The 26,333-nt window shown below is 68.5% G+C and carries 20 protein-coding genes; 5 read left to right on the top strand and 15 right to left on the bottom strand.

The window, feature by feature from the left end:
• Nucleotides 1-17 precede the first annotated feature (17 nt).
• Together GXY15_06285 and GXY15_06280 are read left to right on the top strand one after the other, a co-directional pair.
• Nucleotides 18-341 (top strand): hypothetical protein, encoded by a 324-nt coding sequence (locus tag GXY15_06285; protein ID NLV40820.1) that lies wholly within the window; start codon nt 18-20, stop codon nt 339-341.
• 192 nt (nt 342-533) lie between these two features.
• Complete coding sequence (locus GXY15_06280; protein NLV40819.1) at nt 534-1,472, top strand: DUF1559 domain-containing protein; 939 nt, start codon at nt 534-536, stop codon at nt 1,470-1,472.
• 49 nt (nt 1,473-1,521) lie between these two features.
• Here the strand turns inward: GXY15_06280 and GXY15_06275 are convergent, their stop codons facing one another.
• The 8 genes from GXY15_06275 to GXY15_06240 all read right to left on the bottom strand — a co-directional run bounded on the left by GXY15_06275 (nt 1,522) and on the right by GXY15_06240 (nt 10,931).
• A complete protein-coding gene (locus tag GXY15_06275) occupies nt 1,522-3,210 on the bottom strand; it encodes an alpha-L-fucosidase (GenBank protein NLV40818.1) in 1,689 nt (562 codons plus the stop codon).
• 43 nt (nt 3,211-3,253) lie between these two features.
• Nucleotides 3,254-4,075 (bottom strand): endonuclease, encoded by an 822-nt coding sequence (locus GXY15_06270; protein NLV40817.1) that lies wholly within the window; start codon nt 4,073-4,075, stop codon nt 3,254-3,256.
• A 25-nt stretch (nt 4,076-4,100) separates the two neighbouring features.
• Complete coding sequence (locus tag GXY15_06265; protein NLV40816.1) at nt 4,101-5,375, bottom strand: homoserine dehydrogenase; 1,275 nt, start codon at nt 5,373-5,375, stop codon at nt 4,101-4,103.
• 24 nt (nt 5,376-5,399) lie between these two features.
• The gene (locus GXY15_06260; GenBank protein ID NLV40815.1) at nt 5,400-5,657 is read right to left on the bottom strand and encodes a hypothetical protein; all 258 of its coding nucleotides are present in this window, start codon (nt 5,655-5,657) and stop codon (nt 5,400-5,402) included.
• 3 nt (nt 5,658-5,660) lie between these two features.
• A complete protein-coding gene (gene lipA / locus GXY15_06255; GenBank protein NLV40814.1) occupies nt 5,661-6,542 on the bottom strand; it encodes a lipoyl synthase in 882 nt (293 codons plus the stop codon).
• Nucleotides 6,543-6,783: 241 nt separating this feature from the next.
• Nucleotides 6,784-9,309: a hypothetical protein gene (locus tag GXY15_06250; GenBank protein ID NLV40813.1), complete on the bottom strand. Its 2,526-nt coding sequence runs from the start codon at nt 9,307-9,309 to the stop codon at nt 6,784-6,786.
• A gap of 113 nt (nt 9,310-9,422) precedes the next feature.
• Complete coding sequence (locus tag GXY15_06245; protein ID NLV40812.1) at nt 9,423-10,649, bottom strand: MFS transporter; 1,227 nt, start codon at nt 10,647-10,649, stop codon at nt 9,423-9,425.
• A 78-nt stretch (nt 10,650-10,727) separates the two neighbouring features.
• Nucleotides 10,728-10,931, bottom strand: coding sequence for a hypothetical protein (locus GXY15_06240; protein NLV40811.1), 204 nt, complete (start codon nt 10,929-10,931; stop codon nt 10,728-10,730).
• A 220-nt stretch (nt 10,932-11,151) separates the two neighbouring features.
• Here GXY15_06240 and GXY15_06235 point away from each other — a divergent pair, with 220 nt between their 5' ends.
• Genes GXY15_06235 through GXY15_06225 form a run of 3 tightly spaced genes read left to right on the top strand, consistent with a single transcriptional unit; the run spans nt 11,152 to nt 13,598 of the window.
• Nucleotides 11,152-11,676, top strand: a complete 525-nt coding sequence (locus tag GXY15_06235) for a hypothetical protein (GenBank protein ID NLV40810.1) — start codon at nt 11,152-11,154, stop codon at nt 11,674-11,676.
• Between the two features lie 4 nt (nt 11,677-11,680).
• The gene (locus tag GXY15_06230) at nt 11,681-12,847 is read left to right on the top strand and encodes a hypothetical protein (GenBank protein ID NLV40809.1); all 1,167 of its coding nucleotides are present in this window, start codon (nt 11,681-11,683) and stop codon (nt 12,845-12,847) included.
• 46 nt (nt 12,848-12,893) lie between these two features.
• The gene (locus tag GXY15_06225; protein NLV40808.1) at nt 12,894-13,598 is read left to right on the top strand and encodes an HAD family phosphatase; all 705 of its coding nucleotides are present in this window, start codon (nt 12,894-12,896) and stop codon (nt 13,596-13,598) included.
• Between the two features lie 60 nt (nt 13,599-13,658).
• On the opposite strand, the gene GXY15_06220 is transcribed toward GXY15_06225, so the two are convergent.
• The 7 genes from GXY15_06220 to GXY15_06190 all read right to left on the bottom strand — a co-directional run bounded on the left by GXY15_06220 (nt 13,659) and on the right by GXY15_06190 (nt 26,136).
• Nucleotides 13,659-17,432 (bottom strand): hypothetical protein, encoded by a 3,774-nt coding sequence (locus GXY15_06220; protein ID NLV40807.1) that lies wholly within the window; start codon nt 17,430-17,432, stop codon nt 13,659-13,661.
• A gap of 395 nt (nt 17,433-17,827) precedes the next feature.
• A complete protein-coding gene (locus GXY15_06215; protein NLV40806.1) occupies nt 17,828-19,708 on the bottom strand; it encodes a GNAT family N-acetyltransferase in 1,881 nt (626 codons plus the stop codon).
• A 1-nt stretch (nt 19,709) separates the two neighbouring features.
• Nucleotides 19,710-21,809: a CoA-binding protein gene (locus GXY15_06210; protein NLV40805.1), complete on the bottom strand. Its 2,100-nt coding sequence runs from the start codon at nt 21,807-21,809 to the stop codon at nt 19,710-19,712.
• A 199-nt stretch (nt 21,810-22,008) separates the two neighbouring features.
• Nucleotides 22,009-23,103: a metallophosphoesterase gene (locus GXY15_06205; protein NLV40804.1), complete on the bottom strand. Its 1,095-nt coding sequence runs from the start codon at nt 23,101-23,103 to the stop codon at nt 22,009-22,011.
• Nucleotides 23,104-23,107: 4 nt separating this feature from the next.
• Nucleotides 23,108-24,202 (bottom strand): hypothetical protein, encoded by a 1,095-nt coding sequence (locus tag GXY15_06200; GenBank protein ID NLV40803.1) that lies wholly within the window; start codon nt 24,200-24,202, stop codon nt 23,108-23,110.
• 33 nt (nt 24,203-24,235) lie between these two features.
• On the bottom strand, nt 24,236-25,222 hold the full coding sequence (locus tag GXY15_06195; GenBank protein ID NLV40802.1) for a glycosyltransferase family 2 protein: 987 nt from the start codon (nt 25,220-25,222) through the stop codon (nt 24,236-24,238).
• 227 nt (nt 25,223-25,449) lie between these two features.
• On the bottom strand, nt 25,450-26,136 hold the full coding sequence (locus tag GXY15_06190) for a hypothetical protein (protein NLV40801.1): 687 nt from the start codon (nt 26,134-26,136) through the stop codon (nt 25,450-25,452).
• Nucleotides 26,137-26,333: the final 197 nt, after the last annotated feature.

The following is a 26,333-nucleotide window of genomic DNA, read 5'->3' as shown; positions in this document are numbered from 1 at the left end:
CAATAAGGAAAAGAACCGTGAACCGGTGGATGTTCCAGACGCGCGGCAGCGGGCACTCCCCCCTTTGGCGGCTGGGGCTGTGTTTGGCCGTGGCGCTGTGCTGGGGGGGCATGACGGTCTGGGTTCACGCATTCCACCACCATTCCCCCTGCTGCGGCGACGACGAGGAGCATTGTCCCTTCTTCGTCCTGCTGGTGAACACCTTCCTTGTGACGGCGGCCCTGGTCCTTCCGCGCGTGCGGTGGGCGGCCCCCGTCATCCCCTGCCTTTCCGAGACGGTGCCGGACTTCCTCCTGCCGCGCCACCGTCCCACCCGCGCCCCGCCCGCCTGCGCCGTCTGACGGGCGCACTGGCCGTCCTTTTTTTTCGTCATTCCCGCGAACGCGGGAATCCATACCGGGTCAACGGACTTGCCTCAAGGTTAAGGCATGGGCCCCCGCTTTCGCGGGGGTGACGGCGGAGGGGACGGTGCCCTGCCTGGGCCGTGAACGTCATTCTCGTTTTTTCAGTTCATACCAAAGGAGTTTTCATTCATGAAAAGAAGCATTCGGGGGTTTACCCTGATCGAACTGCTGGTGGTCATCGCGATCATCGGCATATTGGCGGCGATCCTGCTGCCCGCGCTGGCGCGGGCGCGCGAGTCCGCGCGGCGGGCATCGTGCCAGAACAACCTGAAACAGCTCGGCCTGACCTTCAAGATGTACGCCGGGGAGGCGCAGGGGGCCTTCCCCGCCGTAAAATCCACCAACTGCGACGGCACACCCACCGAGGGGATGGCCGCCGTTCCCGACATGACGGCGGTGTACCCGGAGTATTTGTCGGACTTCAACGTGCTGGTGTGCCCGAGCGCCTCTTTCGCCGGCGCGCCGGAGGATCTGTGGGACGAGGGCAACAACCCCTCGACGGCATGGGAGCACGCGCGCGGGGAGGGACACCTGCCGCTGGCCGGGAACGGCCGTGTGGAGCCCTGCGAGGTCTACGACCACCCGTACATCTACTTCGGCTGGGCGCTGGACGCGGGGCTCCTCGGCCGCGCCGAGGCCATCGAGGCCTTCCATGTCGCCCTGCTGGAGGAGCCGGACGGGCTCATCCACCGGCTGGAGGCGAATCCTGCCGCAGCGCATGAGGACTGGCGGCTTCCCGCGCCGCTACTTCCCGGCACGCCGGACACGGTGTACCGCCTGCGCGAGGGCATTGAGCGCTTCCTCATCACGGACATCAACAATCCGGGCGGGGCGGCCCAGGCGCAGTCCACCCTGGCGGTGATGTGGGACAGCCTCGGCCACGAGGCGGGCCATTTCAACCATGTGCCCGGGGGGTGCAACGTGCTCTACATGGACGGCCATGTGGAGTTTCTGCGGTTTAACCCCATGCAGACGGAGCCGAACACGGGGAACGCCTTCCCGGTGAACGGCGGCGGACTCGTCATCCACGAGGCCACCCACGGCGGCCATGACGAGCACGAGCACTGAGCCCTGAAACCGCGGGCGGGGGGCCTTGCGGGTCCCCCGCCCGAACGTTTCAGAGGCCGACGTCCGTCCCCGGGCGGATTCGCACTTCCCCGGTCCATTCGCCGCCGATGCGCCGCACGCGAAGCCGGAACGCCGTCTTCCCTTTCTCATCATCCGTCACCTGGTCGGTGCGCCGGAGGATCCAGGCGTTCGGTTGGGTTCCCGGCGTGATCAGCCGGGGGGCCTCCACCCCGGCGATCAGCAGGGTGGCCCCCTCCGTCTCCAGACTGCCGCCGCCCGAGGTGCGGACGATTTCCAGGCGGTATTCCCCGGGCCGGGGGATCACGAAGCTGAGGTCCGCCTCCACCGTCTGCCACTGGTCCGTGGGGGACAAGTCTCCGAATCCCGGAACGGGGGCCCACCCGGTTTCCGACGGGGCGTCCGGCGTCTCAGAAGCGACCCCGCCCCCGTATGCGGCGAACTGGAGAATCTCCGGAGTGTCCGCCGCCTCCGTCACGCGCAGACGCAGGGCCTCGACCGTTGCGGGCGCGAACCGCTCGATCCGTTTGTAGCCGAGCGACTGCGCCCCCGCCAGCCGCTGCCATTTGCCGTCCGACAGCCCCTCCACGGTGAACGCGCGGACGACATGCCCCTTTTCAATGTTCTCCCGGATCACCACATGGGTGATCTCGGCGGGCTTCTCCAGACGCAGGACCAGTTCGGTCCCGATCCCCGCCGTCTCCCCGGCCTTTCCCGCGTAAAGCGCCTGAATGGCCTTGCCGAAATCCCGATAGCGCCGCATGTGCGACTCTGGAATCCGACCCGTCGTGTCCGGCGTGGCGTTCAGCAGCAGCACGCCGCCGCGCCCCACGGACTGGCAGTAGATGTCCATGAGCTTGTCCACGGACTTCAGCATGGGATCCGTGTCCGGCCCCCAGAACCATTTGTGGTCCAGCAGTGGGGTGTCCATCTCCATGGGCAGCCACGTTTCGCCGTCGGGGTCCGACAGGGTGCCCGTGGCCACGCCGGAGTCGGCGTCCGCGCTGCGGACAGACTGCCAGGCGGGGTCGGGGCAGACCCCCGCCTCGTTTCCCGGCCAGCGCAGGGTGGCGTGGGGGCCCTGGAAGACCATCGCGTTTGGGGCGTGCGTTTTGAGAACATCGGACAGGTCCACGACGCAGCTCCCGTCAAACCACAGCTCGGATATCTCGCCGTAGTTCGTGAGGACCTCCGTCCACTGGCGGCGGAGCACCTCGTTGTACTCGGCCTGTTTGGCGGGGTCGGCGGTTTTTCCGCCGCTGCCGATGCCCGCGCCCCACTGGTCGTCGCCGGGGTAGATGTAGACACCCAGTTTCAGGCCGTGGCGGCGGCAGCTCCCGGCGAGCTCGCCGAGGACGTCGCCCTTCCCGTCTTTCCAGGGGATGTTGCGGACGCAGTACTCCGTGGTCTGCGTGGGCCACCAGCAGAAGCCGCCGGTGTGCTTGGCGACAAAAAGAATCTGCTTCGCGCCGAAGGATTTGGCCGCCTCGCACCACTGCTCCGTGTCGAGGGCCGCGGGGTTGATCTCCGACAGCGGCGTGGAGTGGTCGTCATACTCCCGGCCCTGCCAGGTGCAGGGATCGAGACACAGGAACATCTGCTGCTCCATGGCATGCCAGGCGAGCTGGCCGGGTGTCGGGACGCCGCGCGGGGGCGGTTCCGCCCCCGGGCCAGACGCGGCGAGCAGGACAAACAAAGCCGGGAGAAACGCGCACGGCATCGGGAAACCCTCCATGTTCCGGACTCAGCGCCTGGCGGCGCATTCAGGCAACGTGATGCTCCCCGCCGCCGTCGGGGCTGGGCGGGAGGAGCAGGGCGGCCCCGGGGTCCACCCGGCGGCGGGTGCCGGGGACGGGCGGGATGAACTCGCAGACAAGAGGCATGTGGTCCGACAGGTGGATGCCGGGCACGCGGAAGCCGGTAATCTGGATTTCGGGGCTGTGCAGGATAAAGTCCAGCTGGCGCTTCGGGGCGAGGCTCGGGAAGGTGGGGGTGCCCTGGGTGTTCGGGTTGACCAGTCCGGCGGCGGCCATGAACAGCCGCAGCTCCCGGTCGCCCCAGAAGGCGTTGAAGTCCCCCGCCACGAGGATCGGCTTGGTGACCTTGGCGAAGAGTCCGTGGAGGTCCGAGAGCTGGTACTGCCGGTGGCGGTAGGCCAGGGACAGGTGGACCAGGAACAGGGAGAAGGTCTCCAGCTCCAGCTCGATCACCAGCCGCTTCATGCCGTGCTCGAAAAAGTGGAACTTCTGCGCCTCAATGGCCTGGTTGGTGATGAAGGCGTTGCCCTGGCGGCGCAGCACGGGCATCTGGCGGACCAGCGAGTGACGGCCGTACTTGGACTCGTAGACGTGGCTGTAGCCCAGCTCCCGCGCGATGTGCTCCGCCTGGTTCAGGTTGCGCGAGCGGTAGGACCCCTCGTCCACCTCGACCAGCCCGACAATGTCCGGGGCCTCGCGGCGGAGGAACTCCACAATCCGCGACAGGTTCCGCCGCGTGGGCCGGAAGTAGCCCGAGAAGGGAACGGGCAGGTGGTAGCGGATGCCCGTGCCGGTGCCGTAGCGGATGTTGTACAGGACGAACTTCATTCCGTCACTTCGGTTTCCGGCGCCTTTAGAGCGCCCGGATAAGCTGCGTGGGGGCCTCGATGAACTCCAGGCCGTCAATTTCGGCGACCGCGGCCGCCACACTCGACTCAACGCTTTCATGGGTCATCAGGACGACATGCACCGGCTCGCCCGGCGCGGTGTCCTTCTGGATGCACGAGGCGATGCTCACCCCGTGGGTGCCGAGGACCGTGCAGACCCTTCCCAGCACGCCGGGGTGGTCGCGGGTGGTCAGGCGCAGATAGTACCGCCCCTCCAGCAGGCCGATGTCGCGCACGGGAATCTCGTGGGTGTACTGGAACGGCGCGCGGGCGGCGGCGCCGCCGCGGACGGCGATGTCCACGATGTCGGAGACCACGGCGCTGGCGGTGGGGAGCCGGCCCGCGCCGCGCCCGTAGTACAGGGTCGCGTCGGCGCAGTCGCTCTCCACGTAGACCGCGTTGAACTCGTTGCGCACGGCGGCCAGCAGGTGCGTCTCGGGCACGAGCATGGGGTGGACCCGGGCCTCGATCTCGCCCTCGATGCGGCGGACCACGGCGAGCAGCTTGATGACGCAGCCCATCTCGCGGGCGTAGGCGACGTCGAGGTGGGTGATCCGGGTGATGCCCTCGACGTAGACGCGCTCCAGGGGGACATGCGTGCTGTGGCAAAGCGAGGCGAGGATCTGGCACTTGTGGGCCGTGTCGTGGCCCTCCACGTCGAGGTCCGGCGGGGTCTCGGCGAAGCCCAGCGCCTGGGCCTGCTTCAGGACCTCGCCAAACTCCTTTCCCTCATAGGTCATCCGGCTGAGGATGTAGTTGCAGGTGCCGTTCAGAATGCCGTAGACCGCGTGGATGTGGTTCGCCACCAGCCCCTCGCGGAGGGCCTTGATAATGGGGATGGTCCCCGCGACGGCCGCCTCGTAGCGCAGCTCCACGCCGTTGCGCGCGGCGGCTTCGGCCAGCTCGCGACCGTGCATGGCCAGCAGCATCTTGTTCGCCGTGACCACATGCTTGCCCGCCTCCAGCGCCTGGAGGATGAGCGTGCGCGCGGCCTTGACACCGCCGATCAGCTCGCAGACCACCTGGACCTCCGGGTCCGCGATGAGGTCCGCCGCGTCCGGGCTCACCTGGACCCCCGACAGGTCGAAGTCGGACAGCAGCTCCTGGCGCAGTTCCGCAACATGCTTCAGCGCCACTTCGGCCCCGGTCTTGTCCCGGATCACCCCGGTGTTCGCCAGCAGAATGTCAATGACCCCGCCGCCCACGGTGCCCGCCCCGATGACGCCCACTCCGATCGGCATGTGTGATTCCTTCACTGTTGTGTTTCAGTCCGCGATTTCCAGCACGGCCAGCACGTCGCCGGGCCGGACCTCGTCGTCCGGCCGCACGCGCATCTCGCACAGCACCCCGTCCGCCGGGCACGGCACCACAAAGGCCGCCTTGTCCGTGTTCACCTCCAGCAGGTCATCGCCCGCGCGCAGGGTGGCGCCGATCCCCACCAGCCACATGGACACCACGGCGGCGGAAACCGCGTCCCCGTCGTCGCCCAGGCTGGGCAGGGCCACCTCAAGAGTCTTCGGCATGCCTCAGTCCTCCCCACAGGACCGCGCGCGCAGCGCGTCCTCCGAATGGTACGAGCTTCTCACGAAGGGTCCGGCCACGGCAAAGGCGAACCCCAGGTCCAGCGCCGCCGCCCGCAGCCTTTCAAAGCGCTCCGGCGGCGCGAACTCCGCCACGGGGGCGTTCTCCGTCCGCGGGCGCAGGTACTGGCCCACGGCCACGGCGTCGCAGCCCGCCCCGCGCAGGTCGGCAAGCGTCTCCAGCGCCTCGTCCTCCGTCTCGCCGCAGCCCAGCATGAACCCGGACTTCACCACCGCCTCCGGCATGAGCCGCCGTGCGGCGCGCAGGGTTTCGAGGGAGGTGTCGTAGCGGTAGCGGGCGTCCCGCAGCGCGGGATGCAGCCGCCGCACGGTCTCGATATTGTGGCTGTGGATTTCCGGGGCCGCCCCCGCCACGAGGCCCAGGGCCTCGGGGTCCGCCCCGAAATCCGGCGTCAGCGCCTCCACGGTGACCCCCGGCGTCCGGGCGCGGACCGCGCGGATCACGCGCGCGAAATGCGCCGCGCCGCCGTCCGGCAGGTCGTCCCGCGTGACCGAGGTGATGACTGTGTGTCGGACGCCCAGCCGGGCCACCGCCTCCGCGATGTTCTCCGGCTCATCCGGGTCCACGGGTAGCGGCGCGCCGGAATGGACCCCGCAGAAGGCGCAGTGGCGCGTGCAGACGTTCCCCAGAATCAGGAACGTGGCGGTGCGGCGCGCCCAGCACTCCCCCTGGTTGGGGCAGTGCGCGCTCTGGCAGACGGTGTGCAGATTGAGGTCGCTGAGAAGGGACCTGACCTCCTCGTGGGCCCGGCCGGACGGCCACGCCCGGCGAATCCACACCGGAAACCGCTGTTTGCTGGAGTTCATGCGAATAATTCCGCGAAATGCGCCTCATTAAACGGCGTGCGAAGTATACCACGCTGCGGCGGGCACGCCCAAGAAGGGCGCCGTCCGGGCGAAGTGACAAGCGAGGGATGGCTTCTGCGCCCGCCCGGGCGAAGCAAGCAACGGCCCGGCGGGAATGGCCCCTGCCGCCCCGGGGAAACGCCGAGAAGCCCACCCGTGGAGGCACTGCTTTCCGCGCAAGTGCGGACGCGGGGACCGTCTGTTATCCGGCGACTGCGGGGGGAGATTTCCTCTTCCATCCCAGGCACCGCGCCCCACACGCCGCCGCCAGCAAGACCGCCAGGGCAAGCGTTGCCGCCGACGAGGCGGGGAGGTCCTCCGCGACACGGATGGTAATGGTGTAGACGTCGGGGATGCCCTTGCCCGCGCCGTCGGTATAGTGGCAATAATAGGTGCCGGCGTCCTCGACCTGAAGGTTGGGGATTCGCAGACTCTTGCAGTGGACACCGGTCCAACGGCCCTCGAGCAGCTCGCCGATGCCCTCTTTGTGCCAGAGGAACGCGGCGTCTTCCGTGAAGGTGCCGGGGACCATCAGACAGGCGTCCTGCCCCGCCTCGTAGACACCGGGGGACGGGGCGGCGCAGTCCTCGCAGGGCGCGGGGGGCACGAGGCCCAGGTCGCCGCAGTCAATGCCGCCGCTGTTGTCCGCGTCCACCAGGGCGAAGAGACCGGGGGTGATGATGTCCGTGAGGGCGCTGATCTCCTGCTGGGTGAGCGCGTTGTCCCCGTCGGTGTCGAGCTCCGGAAGCACCTCCGCGATCAGCGCGTTGGTGACGAACTCGTCATAGTCCACCTTGCCGTCCGCGTTCGGGTCGAACATGTGCCAGAACGCGGCGGCCTCGGGGACATAGACCACGATCTCCGCCTGGGCGAGCATCTGGTCGTTGTCCGTGTCACCGATCATGAGAAGGGTCTGGAAGAGCGCCGGCAGGGAGTCTATGTCGCAGGGCTGCGGATCCCCGGAGGGGGTGTACGGGTTGCCCCGGAACTCGATATCGTCCAGATTCCAGCCCGCGTAGACGTACGAGCCGTCCGTGGGCCCCATGACCCAGCGCACGCGCACGGAGGCCTTGTTGGCGGCCGAGGCCGGCAGCGCCACCACCCGCTCGGTCCACGCGGACTCGGCGAGGTTTCCACCCTCATGGTCCCAGACGGGAACCCAGGCCCCCCCGTCCACGCTCATCTGAATCTGCGCGTGGTCGTAGCGGGAGGACTCCACGCCCAGCCAGCGCATGAAGCGCAGCTCAATGTCCTGACGGCCCGTGAAGTCCAGGGCGGCCGTGGTCAGGTAGCGCGCCGTCATGCTGTTCTCGTAGTAGCCCGCGAGGTTGTAGCCGTAGACGTTGTCGCCCGTGAAGGCGGCGGCGGGGTCCGCGCCGTTGCCTCCGGAAAACCCCAGCGGCGCGCCGAAGGCCCAGCTGCCCGTGACGCCCCATCCGGGGTCCGTGTCCAGCGGGAAACTGTAGAGCACCTCTTTGGGCAGGGACAGGGACACCTGCCGCCGCTCCTCCACCGCCAGGGACGGCAGGGCGAAGACGAGGTCCCCGGTGAACAGGCCGCCGGTGGCCGGCACGCCGGCCGGGTTGACGGTGACGGTCACCTGCACCGACCCGCCGGGGGAAAGCGCGCCGTTCGCGGGCGCCGCGGAGATCCACGCGGGGACGGTCACCTGCCAGTTCACCGCAGCGGCGCCGTTGTTGGTCACGGTGTAGGAGGCCGCGTCGGGGGTGTAGGGGCCGCCGGCGGGTCCGGAAAGGTGGGTGCCCGTGGCGGGGGAGACGGACAGGCGGGCATCAAGCCCGTCATAGACGACGTAGTTGGCGGCGAAGCCGACCAGGTTGCAGCCGTAGGCCACATAGCCGAAGCCGTTCTCCCCCCAGTCCCCGCCCCAGGAGTTCTTGATGATCCAGGCACCGCCGTCGCCCAGCGCGTCGTCCCAGCCCACGATCATGATGGCGTGGTCTATGTCGAACATGGTGGCTTCGGGGTCGCAGGCGTTGTAGACGCCGCCGCCGTAGGCGCTGAAGGGCGCGTTGGTGTAGATGGAGATGCCGAGGGGGCCGTGGAGCATGAGCGCCTGCTTGATGTCGTCCACCGAGGGGCGCAGCCCGTTGACGTAGCCCCATTCCCGGACGCGGTACTGCCGCGGCGCGTCGCACAGGCACTCTGACCGCGCGGCGCTGTAGGGGTAGTCTGTCTCCAGCACCGCACCCACGCGGCCGCAGGTGTCCGGCTGGTCAATCAGCCAGGAGTATCCCCAGGTCGCGCCGGAACAGCCCCAGTTGGACGTGTTGCAGCTCAGCAGGTGCTGCTCCGACAGGTCCACGACCACGCCGTCGGCGCGGAGGATGGCGCTCTCGACCACGCCCATGGTGGAGAAGGCCCAGCAGCTCCCGCAGGACCCCTGGTCCTTGGCGGAAGTCACCCCGCCCAGGGCGCGCCAGTCCCAGGAGGACGGCGGATCGGCCTTGTCCGCAGGCGCGGGCATGGCGGGGGCGTTCTTCCAGTGGGGATCATCGGGCGGCGGCAGGCGGAGCCCGGACAGCGCCTCCTCCGGGAGGGTGGACGCGGTGGTCCGCCGGATCTCAAAGGTCCAGCCCTGCGCGGTGCCCTCGGCGCGCAGCGCCTCCAGGTCGCTGTCGGTCAGCTGCGCCCGCGCGGGCGGCGCAACACAGCATCCAAACACCAACGCCGCGAGAGAAAGGGTGAAACAAAGACGCCTGCCCATGACACATCCCTCCAAGAGTCAACGGTTCCGCCGCACATGGTCCTGCCTGACGGGATGATATTCCCCCGCGGCACGCCAGCGCAACCCGCGCGAGACCGGGCGCGGGGCGCGGATCAGCCGCGCGCCCGCTCCTCCAGGAGTTCCGGGCGGGCCACGATGGACACCCGGCGGAGAAGGAGATAGGTGCCCACGCGGTACAGGCTGACCAGGGCGATGGCGGCGCGAAGCCCCGTCTCGCCGAAAAAGGTGTACAGGAGCACCACGAGGGTCATGGTGAACAGGCGGCCCGCCGCCAGGGGAAGCTCCCACGCGGCCAGGTACTCGATGCGGTCGCCGGGGGCGGCGGTGCGGGACATGACGTCGAAGCGGATGCCCGTGTGCGGGATGCCGAAGAGCGGCTCGGACACGCTGCGCAGGAACCCGAAGAGCACCAGGGTCACCAGGTCCAGCCGCCAGGCGACCAGGCAGCCCGCCGCAACCATCACCAGCGTGCCCGCCAGCATGAAGGGCTTCCGGGTGTGGACCGTGACCGTGCGCCCCACCAGCCAGGCCGCCGCCACCCCGATGAGCCCCTGGGCCGAGGCAAACCCGCCCACGCTGATCTCGCTGCCCGTGCGCAGGAACAGGATCACGGCAAGCACGAACTGGAGGATATGGAAGGAACCGGCAAGGGTCGCCGAGGCGGCCATGACCAGGCGCCAGTCGCCGGACGGCGGAAAGAACGCCGGGCGCGGATGAAAGGGGCGGCGGACCCCGTCGTGCGGGATCCGCATGCTTGCCGCGATGGCCGCCAGATACAGCAACAACGCCAGGGTGAACACGGCGCGGTAACCCGTTTCGGCATGGGGTGCCAGGCCGATGATGAGACCGGCGATCAGCGGACCCGCCAGCCGCGCCACGGCGCTCACCGTGGAGAGCATCCCCAGGAAGTAGTCCCGGCGCTCGAGGGTGCTGTAGTCGAAGGTGAAGGTGTTGTTCCCCGCCCAGAAAAACCCCCAGGTCACCCCCAGCAGGACGCCCAGCGCCACAGCGTGGTCCGCCGAGTCCTCCTGAAGCCAGAGGAGCGCCCCGTAGTACGCCGCGTGCAGCACCAGCCCGATGCGGAAGACATGCACCCGGTCCCGGGTTTTCGCGTACCACCCCGCCAGAAGGAACACCACCGGGGTCACCGCATAGAGCGTCGCGTAGTGCAGGCAAACCACCCGGAAATCGAGGCTGTTGACGTAGAAATAGACGCCCACGAAGACCGAGCACAGGGCCTCGGCCACGTTGTAGAGCGCGTTCAGCGAAAGCACCAGCCCCGCCTTGGGGTGCAGGCTTGTCGTTGTGTCCCGGGCCAAAGGTGTCCTCCGGGGACCCCGGACGCGGGGTTCCCTCCGCCCCATCCGCCGCCGGGGGCCCCGCGCGCCCCCGCCGGACTACTCCTCCCCGCCCCCGTCCTCGTTGATCAGGGCGTTAAAAAGGTCCTCCGGCCCGCCGGGATAAAACAGGGCGACAAAAAACAGCACGGGAGAGGCCACCGTGTAGACCACGAAGCCGATCACCCCGGCCACCAGCCCCAAGATGCCCGCCAGCCAGCCCCCCGGAACCATCAACGACAGGACAAAGTCTTTTTCCCGCATCACAAAGCCCTCCATGACGATTTCAACCCGAGATTTGGTACTGCCCTGCCTCAAAAAATAGCGCGTGCGGCACCGCGCTGTCAATCGCGGGCGGCAGTTCCCGCAGTCGCGGGGGGGACCGTCATGCCTCGAACGAAAGGCCCGCACGTGTCCGGCACATCCATTGTCCCCCGTGCCCCCCCGGGGCGCGCGGTGATATACTCAGGGCGGAGTTGACGCCATGCTTTGCCAGAAATGCCATAGAAACCCAGCGACGGTGAAGTACGCCGAGGTGGTGGACGGCACGGTGGTTCATCAAGACCTGTGCGCGGAGTGCCTGGACAGCTACCAGCGGGACGCCTCGTCCGCCTTCTCGCTCGGGGAATCCCAGCCGACCGTGCGTGCGCCCGCCCGCAGTCCGGGGGCGCCGCCGCGAAGCGGCGGTGCGGCCCGCGCGTGCCCCTCGTGCGGCGACACACTGGCCCGGGTGCTGGAGGGGGCCACCGTGGGATGTCCGGCCTGCTACCGGCATTTCGGCGCGGAGGTGGAGGCGGTGATGGAGGGGCTGCACCGGGGCATGCGGCACCAGGGAAAGACGCCCCGGGTGGATGACGGGCGCGCGCAGCTGCACGCCCAGCTTCAGCACAAGCGGACCCTGCTGCGCAGCGTGCTCCGCCTGGAGGACTACGAGCAGGCCGCCGTGATCAGGGATGAAATCAAACGGCTTGACGCGGCCCTCAGACACCCCGGAAGGGAGCTCGACTAGCACAATGCCCGTCAGCAGCCTCTTACAGACCCCCCCGCCCTGGGCGGAAGACGGGCAGGACGGAGACTGGGCGGTTCTTGCCTCCCACTGCACCCTCGCGCGCAATTTTTCGGATTTCGTGTTTCCCGCGCGGTGCAACGAGGGGGAGCTGTGCGCGGTGGCCGCGCGGGTGCGCGCGGCCGTGGAAAGCGCCCTCGCCGGACTGGCGGCCGCGCCCCAAACCTCCGACACGCTTGAGACCCAGGCCCTGGCCGAGCGCTGGCTGGCCACCGCGGCCTGGGCCGCCCTGCCCGACCGCGCGCGCGGCCTCCACCTTTCGCCCTCCCAGGACCTGTCGGTGCTCACCAACGCCGGGGACCACCTGCTGCTGCGCGCCTCCGTCCCGGGCAACCGCCTGGAGGACGCGTGGGCGCGGGTCAGCCGCACGGACGACGCGCTGGCCGCCGTCCTCAACTACGCCTGCGATGACCGGCTGGGGTTCCTCACCTCGCGCCTCGACATGGCGGGCACGGGCCTCCGGGCGGGGGTGCTGCTCCACCTTCCCGCGCTCGCCGCCTGCGACGGGCTCGGCGGGCTCGTCCGCGAGCTGCACACGCGCCGCCTGGCCCTGGCGCCCGCCGCCCTGGGCAATCCCCCGGAGCAGGGGGCGGCCCTGAGGACGCGGGGCGGCCAGTTCTGCCTGACGGCGGCGGAAATCGAACCGCTGCACGCCCAGTGCCTTCTCTGCACGGAGGACGGCGTGTGTTCCGGCTCCGGAACAACGGCCCCCGGGGACCTGTATGTGCTGCACAACACCGACGCGCTGGGGGTTCCGGAGGAGGAACTGGTCCTGCGGGTGGGCCACGCGGCGAGGCAGGCGGCCGGACTGGAGGAGCAGGCGCGGCAAACCCTCGCCCACGACCGGGAACGCCTGGAGGACCGCGTTGCGCGGGCCCTGGCCCTGGCCCGGGGCGCGCGGCTGCTGGGGTTCCGCGAGGGGCTCGCCCTGCTCTCCACGCTGCGCGTAGGGCGCGCCCTGGAACTGATCCCCGGCGCGGCCCCCGGCCGCATGGCGCGCGCCCTGGCGGAGACGCAGGCGGCGCACCTGTGCCTGGCACGGGGCGCCGGGCGCACCGCCCTGTCTGTGGCGGCGGCCCGGGCGCGGTATTTCCAGGAACTCCTTTCAGAATAAAAACCGAAACCAGCAGCGCGCACCCAGCCCACCCGGAAAGACTCCCATGTCCGCAAGAGCCCCCCAAGAAACCCCGCGTCCCGTCTGGGGCGCCATCTTCGATGTGGACGGCACCATGGTAAACAACCACGCCTTCCACCAGGCCGCCTGGATCGAGCTCGGCGTGCGGAGGGGGCTGCCCCTCGACGCGGAGTACTACCGGAGCCACATCCACTCCAAGGACAACACGGCCATCATGGAGAACATGCGCCGCAATTTCGGACGCGGGGACCTGGGGAACGACATCGCCGAGGAGAAGGAGGGAATTTACCGGGAACTCTACGGGCCGCAGGTGCGGCCCATGCCCGGACTGCCCGCCTTCCTCGGCCAGCTTCGCGCGGCGGGGATTCCCTGCGCCGTGGCCTCAAACGCCCCGGAACCCAACGCCCGGCTGGTCCTCGACCAGCTCGGCGTGCGTGACCTGTTTCCCGTTGTGCTCACTCCGGACGCGGGCCTGCCCGGAAAGCCCGCCCCCGACCTCTTCCTCGCCGCCGCCGCGGGCCTGGGGCTTCCGCCCGCGTCATGCGTGGTTTTCGAGGACAGCTACTCGGGGTTTCTCGCGGCCGAGGCCGCGGGCATGCCCTTCGTTGCCATTCTCCTCGGAGCGAACCCCGTGAGCCTGCCCTTTGCGGAGAAGGCCCTGGTCAAGTCCCCCGATTTCACCGGCCTCGACGCGGCCACCCTGGAGCGGGCCCTCTTCCCGCCGCGCTGAAAGGAAAAGCGGGCCCGCCCCCGAAGGGACGGGCCCGCGTGACTTTCCTTCTCGCCGCGCCTACCGGAGGAGCGCGGAGTTCACCACCAGCTGCACGTCCAGCGTGTTGACCAGGCCGTCGTTGTTCACGTCGGTCACCCAGACGGACTTGGTGATCCGGCGCAGGACGTCCGCCGTCACCAGCTGCACGTCCGCCGCGTCCACCTTCCCGTCCTTGTTCACGTCCGTCACGGGGACGCCGGTCGCGTCGCCGATGAAGCGGAACGCGCCCGCGGCCAGGCCGACGCCGTCAATGGACTCCGCCACCACGTCCACCACGCCCGCGGCGTGCAGCGGGGTGGTCACCCTAAGCTCGCCGTCGCTGATAACGGTGATGTTTGACCCGGCCACGCCGCCGAAGGTGACCCGGCTGACGCCGCTCAGGCGCTCGCCCAGCAGGGTGACCCGGTCGCCCCCCAGCGTCAGGCCGTAAGGCGGCGTGACGGAGGTGATGACGGGGAACCCGGCGATGGTGACCACGGGGGACATGACCATTTCGCCCGCAATGCCCGACCGCGTGACGGGAACCACGCCGAACCACCAGCGGTCGCTGGCACGGGTCGCGGTGGACGGCACCACGGCCCGCCCAATCAGCGAGATGACCACCTGGCCGTTCCGGTACCAGTAGATCAGGGAGCCGCCCTCGGCGTAATACTCCGGGTCGGCGTCCTTTTCGGGGTGCGCGTACACATACGACGCCGTCAGCGCGCGGCCGAGCGGCACCACCCGGCTCTGCGTCGGGTTCTCAAAGGGCGTGTCGGCGGACACGGCCAGATCCGTCGCCGAAGGCCGCGCAAAGGAGCGGCCCACATAGATGCTCACGTCCTGGAAGGCCTCCTGGCCGCCCAGCCGCGTGCGCGCGCGCAGGGTGAACAGTCCCTTCTGGTCCGGCTGCGGTGTCCAGGAGAAGCGGCCCGTGCCGTTGCCAAGGTCGGCAAAGGGCACCGCGCCCGGACCATTCCACTCCCCGAAGAGCACCGGAACGCCCGCGAGACCGGCGGGGCGGTACACGGACATGTCGAAGGTGATCTGCTCGCCGACGGCGGCGGACACCGGAGGCGTCGGGAGGAAGGCCAGACGGGTCTGCACGGAGGGCAGCGCGCTCAGGTCGGGAATGGTGTAGGCCTGCTGGAGGCCCTCGTCGGGGAAGGCCTCGGACGGGTCGCGCGGGAAGCCCGCACCGTCTGAAAGGCCGACAAGCGCATCCTCGGCGCCGACACCCAGATAGGTGAACCGGATCAGCCCGCTGTAGAACAGCTCCACCTGGACCGTGGTCCGGCCGACCATGTTCGTGGGCAAAGAGTACGGCCAGGAGGGCATGTCCTCAAAGGTCAGCACCATGCGGTCGGCCAGCTGGCGGAACCAGGCGTCGCCGCCCATGCTGGGCGAGAAATCGTTGAACATGAAGGAGATGCGCGGGATGGCGAAATGCGCGGCCAGGCTGGGGAAGTTCAGCTCGGGAATGGGCGTCACGTCCGCAAAGGAGATGTACCCGTTCGCGCCGACATGCAGCTGCGTGTATTTCTTGCCGAAGAAGGGGAAGGGCACCTCGCTCCCGACATAGGAGACCGCGTTGTCGTCGGTGAAGGTGAGGCGGTAGGCCCCGCCGTCCGCGTCGGCGCGGGCCACCGGGAGCGCGTACACACTCTTGCGGAAGGTGCCCTCGTAGTTCGAGTAGCTGATGCCGGGCATGTCGCCCGAGACGCCCCCGGAGGGCGCCCCCACGGGGGTAAAGGTCAGCTGGGAGAAGGAAAGGTCCATCGGGTCGGACTGCCCGAGAATCGCGTCGTAACCGAAGGGCTGGCTGAGCACGCTGGGCGCGGGCGCGCCGGCCACCACGCGCGCATAGGCGATCTGTGGGAAGCTCTCGGTGACGTCGGCGATCAGGGTGTAGTAATACTCCACGCCCTCCTCCACCGCGCGGTCGAGATACTTGTCCTCGCCCCGCTGCACGGGCAGGATGGTCCCCTCGCCAAGGCGCTGGGCAAACCGGCCGACATTGCGGAGCACGGTGAGGTTGGAAAGGTCCTCTATCGCGGGGTTCGTCCAGGTGAGGGCGACGGCAATCTGGCCGTCGCCGTCCACTGCGGACACCGCCCGGAAGTCGCGCAGCCCCAGCAGGGCCACCTCCGGCGGAACGATCTCGACCGCGCGGGCCGCGGCGGCAACATTAAGTTTGCCATCGAAGGAAAGGCCTATGTCGGTGGCGGCGGCCCCAAGGGCGAAATAAAAGTCATAGTAGTCGGCCGATGTGGAAAGGGAGTCCAATGCCGCGTAGAACAGCTGGCCGACCACCTCCTCACCCATGCCGGTGACGGTCTCGCCGTTGAAGGTGTCGCCGTCCGTCAGCAGGTAGACCAGCTTGTTGCCGATGCCGTTGTTGGCGTGCACCCCGCCCAGATCCGTCATGGAGTAGGGGTTCTTCAGGTAGGGGCTGCCGAGACGGTCCGGGTCGCCGAAAACCGTCGGGTCCTTCATGTAGCGCAACCCGGGGTATTCCGTGACCGGGTCGGCGCGGTCGCGCCCGCGGGAGTCGGGGATCAGCAGCTCCATGTCCTCGCCGATCCACCAGCGGAACTCGGGGCTGTCGTCGCCCCGGCCGTTGGAAAGGTCCACCAGCTCGCCGCCCCAGTCGGAGTACATCTCGGACAGGGCGCCCGAGAAGCCGAAATAGGTGAAACTCACCTCGGCGTCCGTCACCGCGTGGGTCAGCTCGTGCCCGGCGACGTCGTCAGCGAGCAGGCGGTTGTCGAACACCATGATCTCTTCCGAGGAGTCCCAGTAGGCGTTGTACATCGGGCAGTTGACATACCCCTTGAGCATGGCGCCGTTGTCATCGTAGCTGTCGCGGCCAAAGCTGTCCTTGTACCAGTTGTAGACGTCGCCGAAGTAGTCATACAGCGCGTCGGCGTACTTGTCGCCTGTGGGGTCGCTGCCCTCCTCGCGCACAAGCTTGGGGTCGGCCAGCGGGTCGAGCTTGCCCTGGGCGTCGTAGATCTCGCGGCTGAGCGCCGCGGCGCCGAGCCCCCGGCGAAAAACCATCTCCCCGCTCTTGGCGTCCACACTCACCGCCACGGAGGCGTTCGCCCGCGTCTTGTCCTTCAGGGTCACCTCGTACACCAGCACGGGAGCCCCCTTCATGCCGAACACCGGCGGGGAAAACACCGCCAGCAGGGGCGTGTCGCCAACGGTGTAGGCGTTCTTCTCCGTCTGGGAAAGGGCGCATTCGGCGCGCAGCGCGGCCGCTTTCGCCTGCTCTGGTGTGAGATCGGGGGCCAGCAGCGACGGGTCCGCGTCCAGCGCGGACGCGTCGGTCATGATGTCGTTCAGCACCATCGCCACGCCGCCGTCGGCGGACAGGCGCACCACCATCTCGGCCCCGATGACGGGAAGGCCCGCATGGGTCTGGGAGAAACGCACCACGGCGCCGTTGGGGCGGTCCTTGGTCTTCTTCACCCGCAGGTCCGCGCCGGGCGAGGCAAGACCGAAGGCGCCCTTGTGCGCGTCCACATACCCGCGCGCCGCGGTCTCCGGCGCGCCGCTTTTTGCGGCGCCGCCGGGCAGGGCAAACTGCCCACCCGCCGGGGCGGCCAGAAAATGGAGGTAGCCCGCGTCATCGCGGTGAACGACGGGAAGCTCCGCGGACGCGGGGGCCCGCATGGATTCGAGCACCCCGGCAATGTCCTGGTCGGTGGCCTGCGCCTGGGCGAACCCCGCGGCGCATGCCACGGCCATCACCGCCGCCGCGATCCCCGACCCCTTCCGCATCCAGCCCGCCGCTGTTCGTGCGCGCATACGCCTGTCTCCTTTGACGGAATCGCCGGAGCTGCCCGACGGCCCCGCCTTGCCCATTCGCTGTCCCGGTCCCGCGGGGAATCCGCAGTGTTGCGGAGGCCCCGCAGTCCGTTGTCAACAAACTACCAACGGGAGCGCCCGTTGCGGCCTCTCACCCCCCGCTTCGGCGGCGCAATCCGCCCGGGGGGAAGGCTCCGGCGGCCAATCCCGTCCATTTTTACTAGCCCAACCGTCCATCCCCCCGCATCACGGGCGGACGGACTCCGGGCCATCTTGTATTGTTATAGACCAAGGCTGAAAAGAATGTCAAGGGAAAATTTGTCGCATTTTCCGCGCAAAAGGCGAAAAATGCGACTAGTGGTCTTCGCGATGGGACTCCCGGCAGGGGGCGTCAATCAGTCAAACTGCATGGTGTAGTGGAAAACGCCCTCAACGAGCTTGCTCTCGGTCTTGAGGCCGCAGTTGTTGAACACGGCCTGCATGGCCTTGTTCTCGTCGAGGACCTCGGCGGTGAACCCGGCGATGCCGTTTCTGCGGGCAATGGTGACCAGCTGCTTGAAGAGGAAGGTGCCAATGTGCCGGTTCTGGTAATCGTCGTGAACCGTGAAGGCGACCTCGGCCCGGTTGGTGCGCGGGTTGAGATAGTAGCCGCCAAGGGCCACGATGTCGCCGCCGTCCGCAGACGGGACGGTCGCCACGATGGAGACCTCGTTGCGGTGGTCAATGTAGACGAAGTCCTTGACCTGCTTGCGGGGGACCCATTTCATGCGGCTCATGAAGCGGGTGTAGATGGACTTCTGGGAGAGGGCGTAGAACAGCTCGCGGAGAGCGAGCTCGTCGGTGGGGTGGATCGGCCGGATGGTGAGCTGCGCGCCGTCGTCGAGCAGCATGGTCGTCCGGGTTTCCTTGGGGCCCACGGTGATCTTTCCGCTGTAGTCCTGCATCTCGGCGCGCACATAGCGCATCCCGATGGCGTCCTTGAGCAGCTGCTCGCGGTAGTCCGGGTGCGCGATGCTGATGAGGGCCAGGGCGCGCTCCTGGATGCTCTTGCCGTGGAGGTAAGCCACGCCGTGCTCCGTGACCACGTAGTGGACGTCGCCGCGGGTGGTGACCACGCCCGCCCCGTGGGTCAGGGTGGAGACGATGCGGGACTTGCCCTCGCCCGTGGTGGAGTGCAGGGCGATGACGGCCTTGCCGTTCTCCGAGCGCGCGGCGCCGCGGTTGAAATCCACCTGGCCGCCGATGCCGGAGTAGAACTGGTGCCCGATGGAGTCGGCGCAGACCTGGCCGGTGAGGTCCACCTCGAGGCCCACATTGATGGCGACCATCTTGTTCTGGCGGCTGATCACGTGCGGGTCGTTCACATACTCGGTGGGGTTGAAGGAGAAGACGGGGTTGTTGTCCACCAGGTCGTAGAGGCGCTGGGAGCCCATGACGAAACTGGCGACGATCTTGCCGCGGTCGAGGGTCTTTTTCGCGCCCGTGATGACGCCGGACTCCACCAGGTCAATGATGGCGTCCGTGAGCATCTCGGTGTGGATGCCGAGCTCCTTCTTGTCCCGGAGAAACTTGGCGACGGCCTGCGGGACGCGGCCGATGCCCAGCTGGACCGTGGACCCGTCCTCGACAAGGCCGGCGAGGAATTCGCCGATCTCCTCGGTGCCCTCCCGGTAGGCGGGTGCGGGCTCCTCGATGATCGGGGCGTCCACGGGGACCATGTAGTCCAGGTCATAGACGTGCACGCTGGCGTTGCCCAGGGTGCGCGGCATCTGCGGGTTGACCTGCGCGATCACGATGCGCGCGTTTTCGGCGGCGCTGCGCGTGATGTCCACCGACACGCCCAGGCTGCACAGGCCGTTCTCGTCGGGCGGGGTGACCTGGATCATCGCCACATCGAGGGGGAGGCGGCCCGACCGGAAGAGGCGCGGGATGTCCGACAGGAAGATGGGGGTGTAGTCGCCCATGCCCTGCTGGATGATGCCGCGCACGTTGGCGGAGATGAAAAAGCTGTTCACGGGGAAGCAGCTCGCCAGATCGCTGGTGGCGTAGGGGGCGTCGCCGCGGGTCAGCAGCTGCACGATCTCGATGTCGGCCAGCTCGCCCGCCCGGGCGACCAGGGCGCGCACCAGCTCCAGCGGCGTGGCGCAGCCGGTGCCCAGAAAGACGCGCATGCCCGGCTGGATGCTGCGGACCGCCTCGGCGGAGGTGACAACCATCTCCGCGTAGTCCTGCTGCCAATTCACGTTGTAACTCGGCTTCTTGGTCTCGGTGCTCATGTTACTCGACTCCGGAAATGATCATGCGCGCGTCGGCCACCACGGGGAGGGTGCCGGCTTCACCCACGATGAACGGGTTGATGTCCATCTCTTCTATCTGCGGGAAGTCCGTCACCAGCTGGCTGATGCGCTGGAGCGCGCCCGCGATGACGTCCAGATCCACGCCCGCCTGGCCCCGCGCGCCGCGCAGCAGCGCGTAGGACCGGGTCCGCTTCAGCATCTCCATGGCCTCCGACCTGGTCAGCGGGGCCAGATAGAAGCTCACGTCCTTCATCACCTCGACGAAGATGCCGCCGAGGCCGAACATGAGCATGGGGCCGAACTGCGGGTCGCGGTGCATCCCGAGGATGACCTCGCGGCCGGGCTTCCCCATCTTCTCGACGTAGACGCCGCGGAGCAGGGCGCCGGGCGCCCGGCGGCTGATGCGGAGCATCATGAGATCGAAGGCGTCCATCACCTCCGACGGTTTGGAAAGGTTCAGCTTCACGCCGCCCATGTCGGACTTGTGCAGGATGTCCGGCGAGACGATCTTCATCGCCACGGGGTAGCCCGCGCGCTCCGCGATGGCCACCGCCTCCTCCGCCGTGCGCGCCAGCGCGCCGGGAAGCACGTTGAAGTCGTAGGCCTTCAGGATTTCCTTCGCCTCGACCTCGCCCATCTCCTTGCGGTTGGACCGGGCCTGCCGCGCCAGCACACGCTCGACCCGGTGCCGGTTCACGGGGAACCGCGTCACGATGCGCGGCGGGCGGTTCCGCCATGCGCTGTAGCCCACCATGGCCTTCATCGCCGCCACGGCCCGCTCGGGGGAGGTGTAGTCCGGCACCCCGCCCGCCACAAACTTCGCGCGCGCGCCGAGCACGTTGGACCCGCCCATGAAGCACGCGAGCACCGGCTTGTCGCACGCCGCCGCCGCCTGGATGATCGCGTCCGCCGTGGCGTCCGGATCGGACATGGCCTGCGGCGTCAGGATGACCACCACGCCGTCCGTCTTCGGGTCCGCCAGCACCGCCTCGAGCGCCATGGCGTATTTCTCCGGCGGCGCGTCGCCCAGCACGTCCACCGGGTTCGCCACGCTCGCCGCCGCCGCCAGGTTCTTCTTCACATGCTCGGCCACCTCGGGGGTGAGGGGCTCCATTTTCATGCCGAGGGTTTCCACCGCGTCGGCCGCCATGATGCCGGGGCCGCCCGCGTTGGTGATCACCACGATCCGGTCGCCCTTGGGAAGGGGCTGCGTCGCGAAGGCCTGCGCGTAGTCGAACAGCGCCTCGAAGTTCTCCGCGCGCACCACGCCCGCGCGCTTGAACGCCGCGCCGTAGGCGATGTCCGCGCCCGCCAGGCTGCCCGTGTGGGAGGAGGCCGCCTTGCCGCCCGCCGCCGTGGTGCCCGCCTTGAGCACCACAACCGGCTTCTTCGCGGAGACCGCCTCGGCCACCTTGATGAACTCCGGCCCGGAGGCGATGCTCTCAAGATAGGCCACGATCACCCGCGTCTGGTCGTCGTCCGCCAGGCACTCCAGCAGGTCCGTCTCGCAGAGATCCGCCTTGTTCCCGATGCTCAGCAGCTTGGCCAGCCCGACGCCGCGGCCCTCGCTCCAGTCCAGAATCGCCGTGCACAGGGCGCCCGACTGCGACAGCACCGAGATGCTGCCCGGTTTCGGAAACTGCGCCGCGAAGGACGCGTTCATATGGTTCTGCGTGTTGAGCAGGCCCAGGCAGTTCGGCCCGAGCATCCGCACGCCGCGCTTGCGGCAGTACTCCGCCACCTCGCGCTCCATCGCCGCGCCCTCGGCGCCCACCTCTTTGAACCCCGCCGTGATCACCGTGACGGCCCTCGCCCCGGCGGCCACCGACGCCTCCACCGCCGCCAGCACCGCCTTGTTCGGCACCACAATGATGCTGTGGTCCACCTTGACGCCCGCGTCGCGGACATCTTTATGGCAGCGCAAGCCCAAGATTTCGTCGGCCGTGGGGTTCACCGGAATCAGCGGGCCCTTGAAGCCGGCCTTGATCAGGTTGTCCAGCACGGCATAGCCGACCTTGCCGGGACTTTTTGACGCACCGATAACGGCGATGCTTTCCGGATAGAGTAACGCTTCCAACATGACGTACGCCTTACTGTCAAGAAAACCCGCAAAATCGCGGTTTCTTTGTTTTTCACGCCGGGGAAACCCCGGCGCGGAGTACTGTGGGGGTGAAAAGAACGGGCGCACCCGCGCCCGCCGCGTCTCTTATACCATTTCCGGTGCGCCCATTTCCAACCGCAAAAACCGCACACATCGCAAAAAACGCCTTTCTCAACGCTCAGCGGGGCGGTCCCTGCCGGCCGTCCCTGCGCGCCCCCGTCTCCACGGGACGCGCCACGGCGCGGGGGATCACCCCCTGTTCGGTGACATCCAGCAGCCGGAGATGTCCGTCTATGGCGGCGGGCACAATGTACTGCATTGTGGTGCCCCAGGGAACCCGTTGTCCGGGCTCATTCTCCGTATGGGTGTGGCCTTGAAGCAGAAAATCGAGCGGTTCGTCCACATAGAGCAGCAACTGGGCCCGCATGCCCATGCCGTCCTCGTGGCGGTGCGTGAGCCCCACGGTCCACCGCGACGGCTTGAGCGCCCGGCGGAATTGGTGCAGCAGCCCGTTCTGCGGGCCCTCGTCGTCGGCCACGAGGTATTCCCGCGTGTCGTAGACGAGATACCCGTCCCGCCCAAAAGTGAACAGGTAGGTGGATGTGTCGAAGAATCGCTCGTAGGCGTCGGCGTCGCGGTCGTGGTTGCCCGCGCAGACGAAGGACGGCAGGGTCGCCGTGTCCAGCACGGCGAGAAAACGCCGGAACTGGTCGGGATCCCCGTTCTCGGTGAGGTCGCCGGTCACGGCCACAAACGCCGCGTCGCTCCGGTTCACCTCGGCGAAGAGGTCACGGTTAATGTCATCGGAGGACCGCTCGTAGCGCTCTTTGCCGATATGCGTGTCGCTGAGGTGCGCCGCAACGTAGTATTCCTTCGGGAACTCGGCGAGAACCCACACGGCGCGTGCGTTCTCGTCGGTGACGCCTTCGGCGGCCGCGCGCAGCACGCAGGGGCCGGGGGGGACATCTGCGGGCACCGCGCAGGTCGCCGCGTGTCGGCCTCCGGGCAGGGCGGTCCACGACGGGGAAAGGGGCCATTCCCGGTCCCCCTGCGCGAGCCGCAGCTCCGCCTCGCCCAGCAGCACGGCCTCAAAGGAGCCCCCGGGGGTGACCAGGGCGGGCATGCCGTTGTTCGGGCGGCGGATCAATCCGAGCGTGCCGTCGGCCTCGCGCGCGGATGCGGGGGCGGACCCCAGCATCAGAAGGCAAAGCACCCCCGCGCAGAGTGCGGTGCGGAACGCATGCCGGACGGCCATGGTGGATTGCTTGGTCATCCTGTCAGTCCTTCTCCGGCTTGGGACGCCATGCCGGGGCGAGCGCTCCCTCTTTGCCGTCCGTGAGACGCACGGCCTCGCCGCCCGCCGGCCCGACGGCGAATATCTGGGGAGCGCCCTCCTCGTCGGAAACAAAGGCGATCCACTCGTCATCGGGCGACCAGGCGGGGGCCCAGCAGTCGGCGGCCTCCCGCACGGCCACGGGCAGCACGTTGCCCGTGCCCACCAGCACGCGGTAGACCCCCCGGCGGCCGCCGCGGAACGACTCGAAGGCGAGCCACTGGTAGTCATCCGACCACACGGGGTTCCAGTCGGCGGCGCGGTGGTTGCTCACGTTGGTGATGCCGCGGCGGCCCAGGACGTAGAGTTCCCGGTCGCCGCCGTCGTTGGACTCGTAGGCGAGCTGCCGGCCCTTGCGGTCGGACTCCACGGACCACTCGGCGAAACGCGCGGAGTCCTTCACCAGCAGGGGAAGCAGGGGCACGGTCTGCGTGCGCGTGACCAGCACCAGCTCGGTGCTGATCCGCTTTTCGCCGAAGATGCCCGCGGCCAGCAGCGCGCCGTCGCGCAGGGCCTCCTCCTTCAGGGGGGCCAGTTTCTCCGCCGTCTCCGACTGGCTTTCCGGATCCAGCGCCTGCATCAGATCCGTGGAGGGCAGCCACACGGGCCGCGCCGCGCGCACGCCCTCGCCCCCCCAGAACGCGGACTCCCCGGACGCAACATCAAACACCACCACGCGCCCGCCCGTTCCGGGGCCCTCGGCGATGCAGGCGATCTTGGCGCCGTCGGCGGACCACCGGGGCGCGGAAAGGCTCTCCTCCCCCATGCGGAGAAGGCGCCGGTCGCCGCCGTCAGGGCCGGTCACCCAGATTTCCAGCCCCTCCTCCCCCTTCGTTGAAAACGCCAGCCGCGCCCCGCCGGGGGCCCACACCGGCGCGCCGTCGCTGGCCCCCGGCCCCACGGGCGCGACCGCGCCGGTCGCCGTGTCGAGCACCGCCGCGCGCCGGGTCGCGGGGTCCGATCCGGAAAGAAACGCCATCTCGCCGGAAACCGCGCCGAGAAGCAGCGCGGCAACCAGGCAGGAAGAGGAAAAGCCCATGTGTCCTCCATCGGCGGGCGCACCCGCCGCAACTCAGTCACCGCGCCGGGACGGCGGAACCTCCTCCGGCGCGCCGGTCCGCTCGTTCAACTGCATCTGGCGCAGCCGCCACCGGATCTCCTCCATGAGCTGCCGGTTGATCCCGATGAGGTCGGCCAGCAGCCCGACCACCACCAGCGCCGCGCCCGTGCCCATGAACAGCACCCCGAACAGCAGGGACTGGATGTTTCCAAAGCCCCGGCCCTGCCAGTAGAGAAAGAGGAACCGGACGGCGGGCAGGGTGCCCACGAAGAACAGAAAGACGCCCGGAAAGGCGAAGAACCGGAAGGGCCGGTAGGTCATCAGGATGCGCACGATGGTGAACAGCGAGCGCTGGACATAGGACGGGATGTTGCGGACCAGCCGGGACGGGCGCAGGTCGGGGTTCGTCCGCACGGGCACCGAGGTGATGGCCATGTTCTTCCGGCCCGCCTGGATGATCGTCTCCAGCGTGTACGTGTAGTCGCCGAAGACGTTCAGCCGCAGCGCCGCGTCGCGGCTCATGGCGCGGAATCCGCTGGGCGCGTCGGGGATGCTGGTCTTGCTGGCCACCCGCACCACCCACGACCCGGCCTTCTGCAGCAGCTTCTTCAGCGGCGACCAGTGCGCCACCTCGTCAATCGGCCGCGCCCCCACCACAATCTCCGCCTCGTTCCGCAGGATCGGCGCGATCAGCGCGGGGATGTCCGCCGCGTTGTACTGGTTGTCCGCGTCCGTGTTGACAATGATGTCCGCCCCCCGGGCGATGCAGGCGTCCAGCCCCGCCATGAACGCCCGCGCCAGTCCCCGGTTCGTGCGGAACCGGATGACATGGTCCACCCCGCGCGCCCGCGCCACCTCCGCCGTCCGGTCCGTGGACCCGTCATCCACCACCAGCCACTCCACCGTGTCCACCCCCGGCAGGCTGTGCGGCAGCGCGTCCAGCGTGACGCCGAGGGTCTCCTCCTCGTTGTAGCACGGAATCTGGATGATCAGTTTCATGGGAGGCATTATACCAGCGCGCCCCCACGGGCGAAAGCCCGAAAGAAAGGCAAAGACAAGGCCGCCGGGACGGCGGCGGTACGGAACAGCCCCGCCTGCCCACCCCCGTACCGCCAGCGTCCCGCTGGCCCTGTCTTCCGCCTTACCGTACCGCCAGCGTCCCGCTGGCCTCGTCTTCGCCCTGCCGTACCGCCAGCGTCCCGCTGGCCTCGTCTTCTCCGCACCAATCAATACCGCTGCAGCGGCGTCGGCCAAGGCCGCAGCCCCATCCTCAATTCCAGCCCCCTCATCAGCCCCCGCCACGGCCACCCCGTCAATCCGGCATGCTCCGGATTGGTGAGCGCGTATTCAACGGCATGCTCCAACTCTTCGGCATTTCGCAGCAGTCGGTCATAACTCTCCCGCTGCCAAAAACCGCCGGACTTCCCGAGGACCTTGTTGCACCTGTGTGCGGTATACGACTTCCACGAGTGCATCACCCGCTCAAGGGTGATCTGTCCGAGCGGCTGCACCACGGCGTGCACATGGTTCGGCATGACACACCAGGCCACAAGCCGGTATCGCTCTCCGTGAAAGGAACGTAGCGCCTCCGCCACCACGGCGGCGACCTCCGGCTTCCGGAGGGGACAGGCCCCGCGCCCCGCGTCCAGCCAGGACTCCACCTTGTCATTCATCACGCGCGCCAGAGACAGTTCTTCGGCGCGGGTCAGTTCCCCCTTCTCCTGCAGGGCTGCGGCGAGGGCGTTCCGCTCCTGAAGAAAAGAGTCCAGCACCGCCCGTGGCAACGAGTCCCCCAGCCGGAACGTGACTGCGTAACAGCCCCCTTCCAACTCCCAATGCGGCAGTTTCTTGCGCCCGCGTTTCGAGGCGTCTTCACTGTCTCTGGGATACGCGATGTCCAGATTGTCGTCCATAAGCGCCCTCCCGCATAGTATAACCCCCCGCCTGACCGCCCCCGTACCGCCAGCGTCCCGCTGGCCCTGTCTTCTGCCCCCCGTACCGCCAGCGTCCCGCTGGCCCTGTCTTCTGCCCCCCGTACCGCCAGCGTCCCGCTGGCCTTGTCTTCCTTTCAAACACCGGGCCGGCGCGAAACCCAAAGACAAGGCCGCCG

This window comes from Candidatus Hydrogenedentota bacterium (genome assembly GCA_012730045.1).
Lineage (GTDB): Bacteria > Hydrogenedentota > Hydrogenedentia > Hydrogenedentales > CAITNO01 > JAAYBR01.
The sequence above is the reverse complement of the archived record's forward strand: the minus strand, read 5'-3'. Positions and strand labels throughout refer to the sequence as shown.

Bases quoted from the DNA above. Each gene is read 5' to 3' on its own strand.
- GXY15_06280 (NLV40819.1), top strand. From the start codon at position 534: ATGAAAAGAAGCATTCGGGGGTTTACCCTGATCGAACTGCTGGTGGTC.
- GXY15_06275 (NLV40818.1), bottom strand. From the start codon at position 3,210: ATGCCGTGCGCGTTTCTCCCGGCTTTGTTTGTCCTGCTCGCCGCGTCT.
- GXY15_06270 (NLV40817.1), bottom strand. From the start codon at position 4,075: ATGAAGTTCGTCCTGTACAACATCCGCTACGGCACCGGCACGGGCATC.
- GXY15_06265 (NLV40816.1), bottom strand. From the start codon at position 5,375: ATGCCGATCGGAGTGGGCGTCATCGGGGCGGGCACCGTGGGCGGCGGG.
- GXY15_06260 (NLV40815.1), bottom strand. From the start codon at position 5,657: ATGCCGAAGACTCTTGAGGTGGCCCTGCCCAGCCTGGGCGACGACGGG.
- lipA (NLV40814.1), bottom strand. From the start codon at position 6,542: ATGAACTCCAGCAAACAGCGGTTTCCGGTGTGGATTCGCCGGGCGTGG.
- GXY15_06250 (NLV40813.1), bottom strand. From the start codon at position 9,309: ATGGGCAGGCGTCTTTGTTTCACCCTTTCTCTCGCGGCGTTGGTGTTT.
- GXY15_06240 (NLV40811.1), bottom strand. From the start codon at position 10,931: ATGCGGGAAAAAGACTTTGTCCTGTCGTTGATGGTTCCGGGGGGCTGG.
- GXY15_06235 (NLV40810.1), top strand. From the start codon at position 11,152: ATGCTTTGCCAGAAATGCCATAGAAACCCAGCGACGGTGAAGTACGCC.
- GXY15_06230 (NLV40809.1), top strand. From the start codon at position 11,681: ATGCCCGTCAGCAGCCTCTTACAGACCCCCCCGCCCTGGGCGGAAGAC.
- GXY15_06225 (NLV40808.1), top strand. From the start codon at position 12,894: ATGTCCGCAAGAGCCCCCCAAGAAACCCCGCGTCCCGTCTGGGGCGCC.
- GXY15_06220 (NLV40807.1), bottom strand. From the start codon at position 17,432: ATGCGCGCACGAACAGCGGCGGGCTGGATGCGGAAGGGGTCGGGGATC.
- GXY15_06215 (NLV40806.1), bottom strand. From the start codon at position 19,708: ATGAGCACCGAGACCAAGAAGCCGAGTTACAACGTGAATTGGCAGCAG.
- GXY15_06210 (NLV40805.1), bottom strand. From the start codon at position 21,809: ATGTTGGAAGCGTTACTCTATCCGGAAAGCATCGCCGTTATCGGTGCG.
- GXY15_06205 (NLV40804.1), bottom strand. From the start codon at position 23,103: ATGACCAAGCAATCCACCATGGCCGTCCGGCATGCGTTCCGCACCGCA.
- GXY15_06200 (NLV40803.1), bottom strand. From the start codon at position 24,202: ATGGGCTTTTCCTCTTCCTGCCTGGTTGCCGCGCTGCTTCTCGGCGCG.
- GXY15_06195 (NLV40802.1), bottom strand. From the start codon at position 25,222: ATGAAACTGATCATCCAGATTCCGTGCTACAACGAGGAGGAGACCCTC.
- GXY15_06190 (NLV40801.1), bottom strand. From the start codon at position 26,136: ATGGACGACAATCTGGACATCGCGTATCCCAGAGACAGTGAAGACGCC.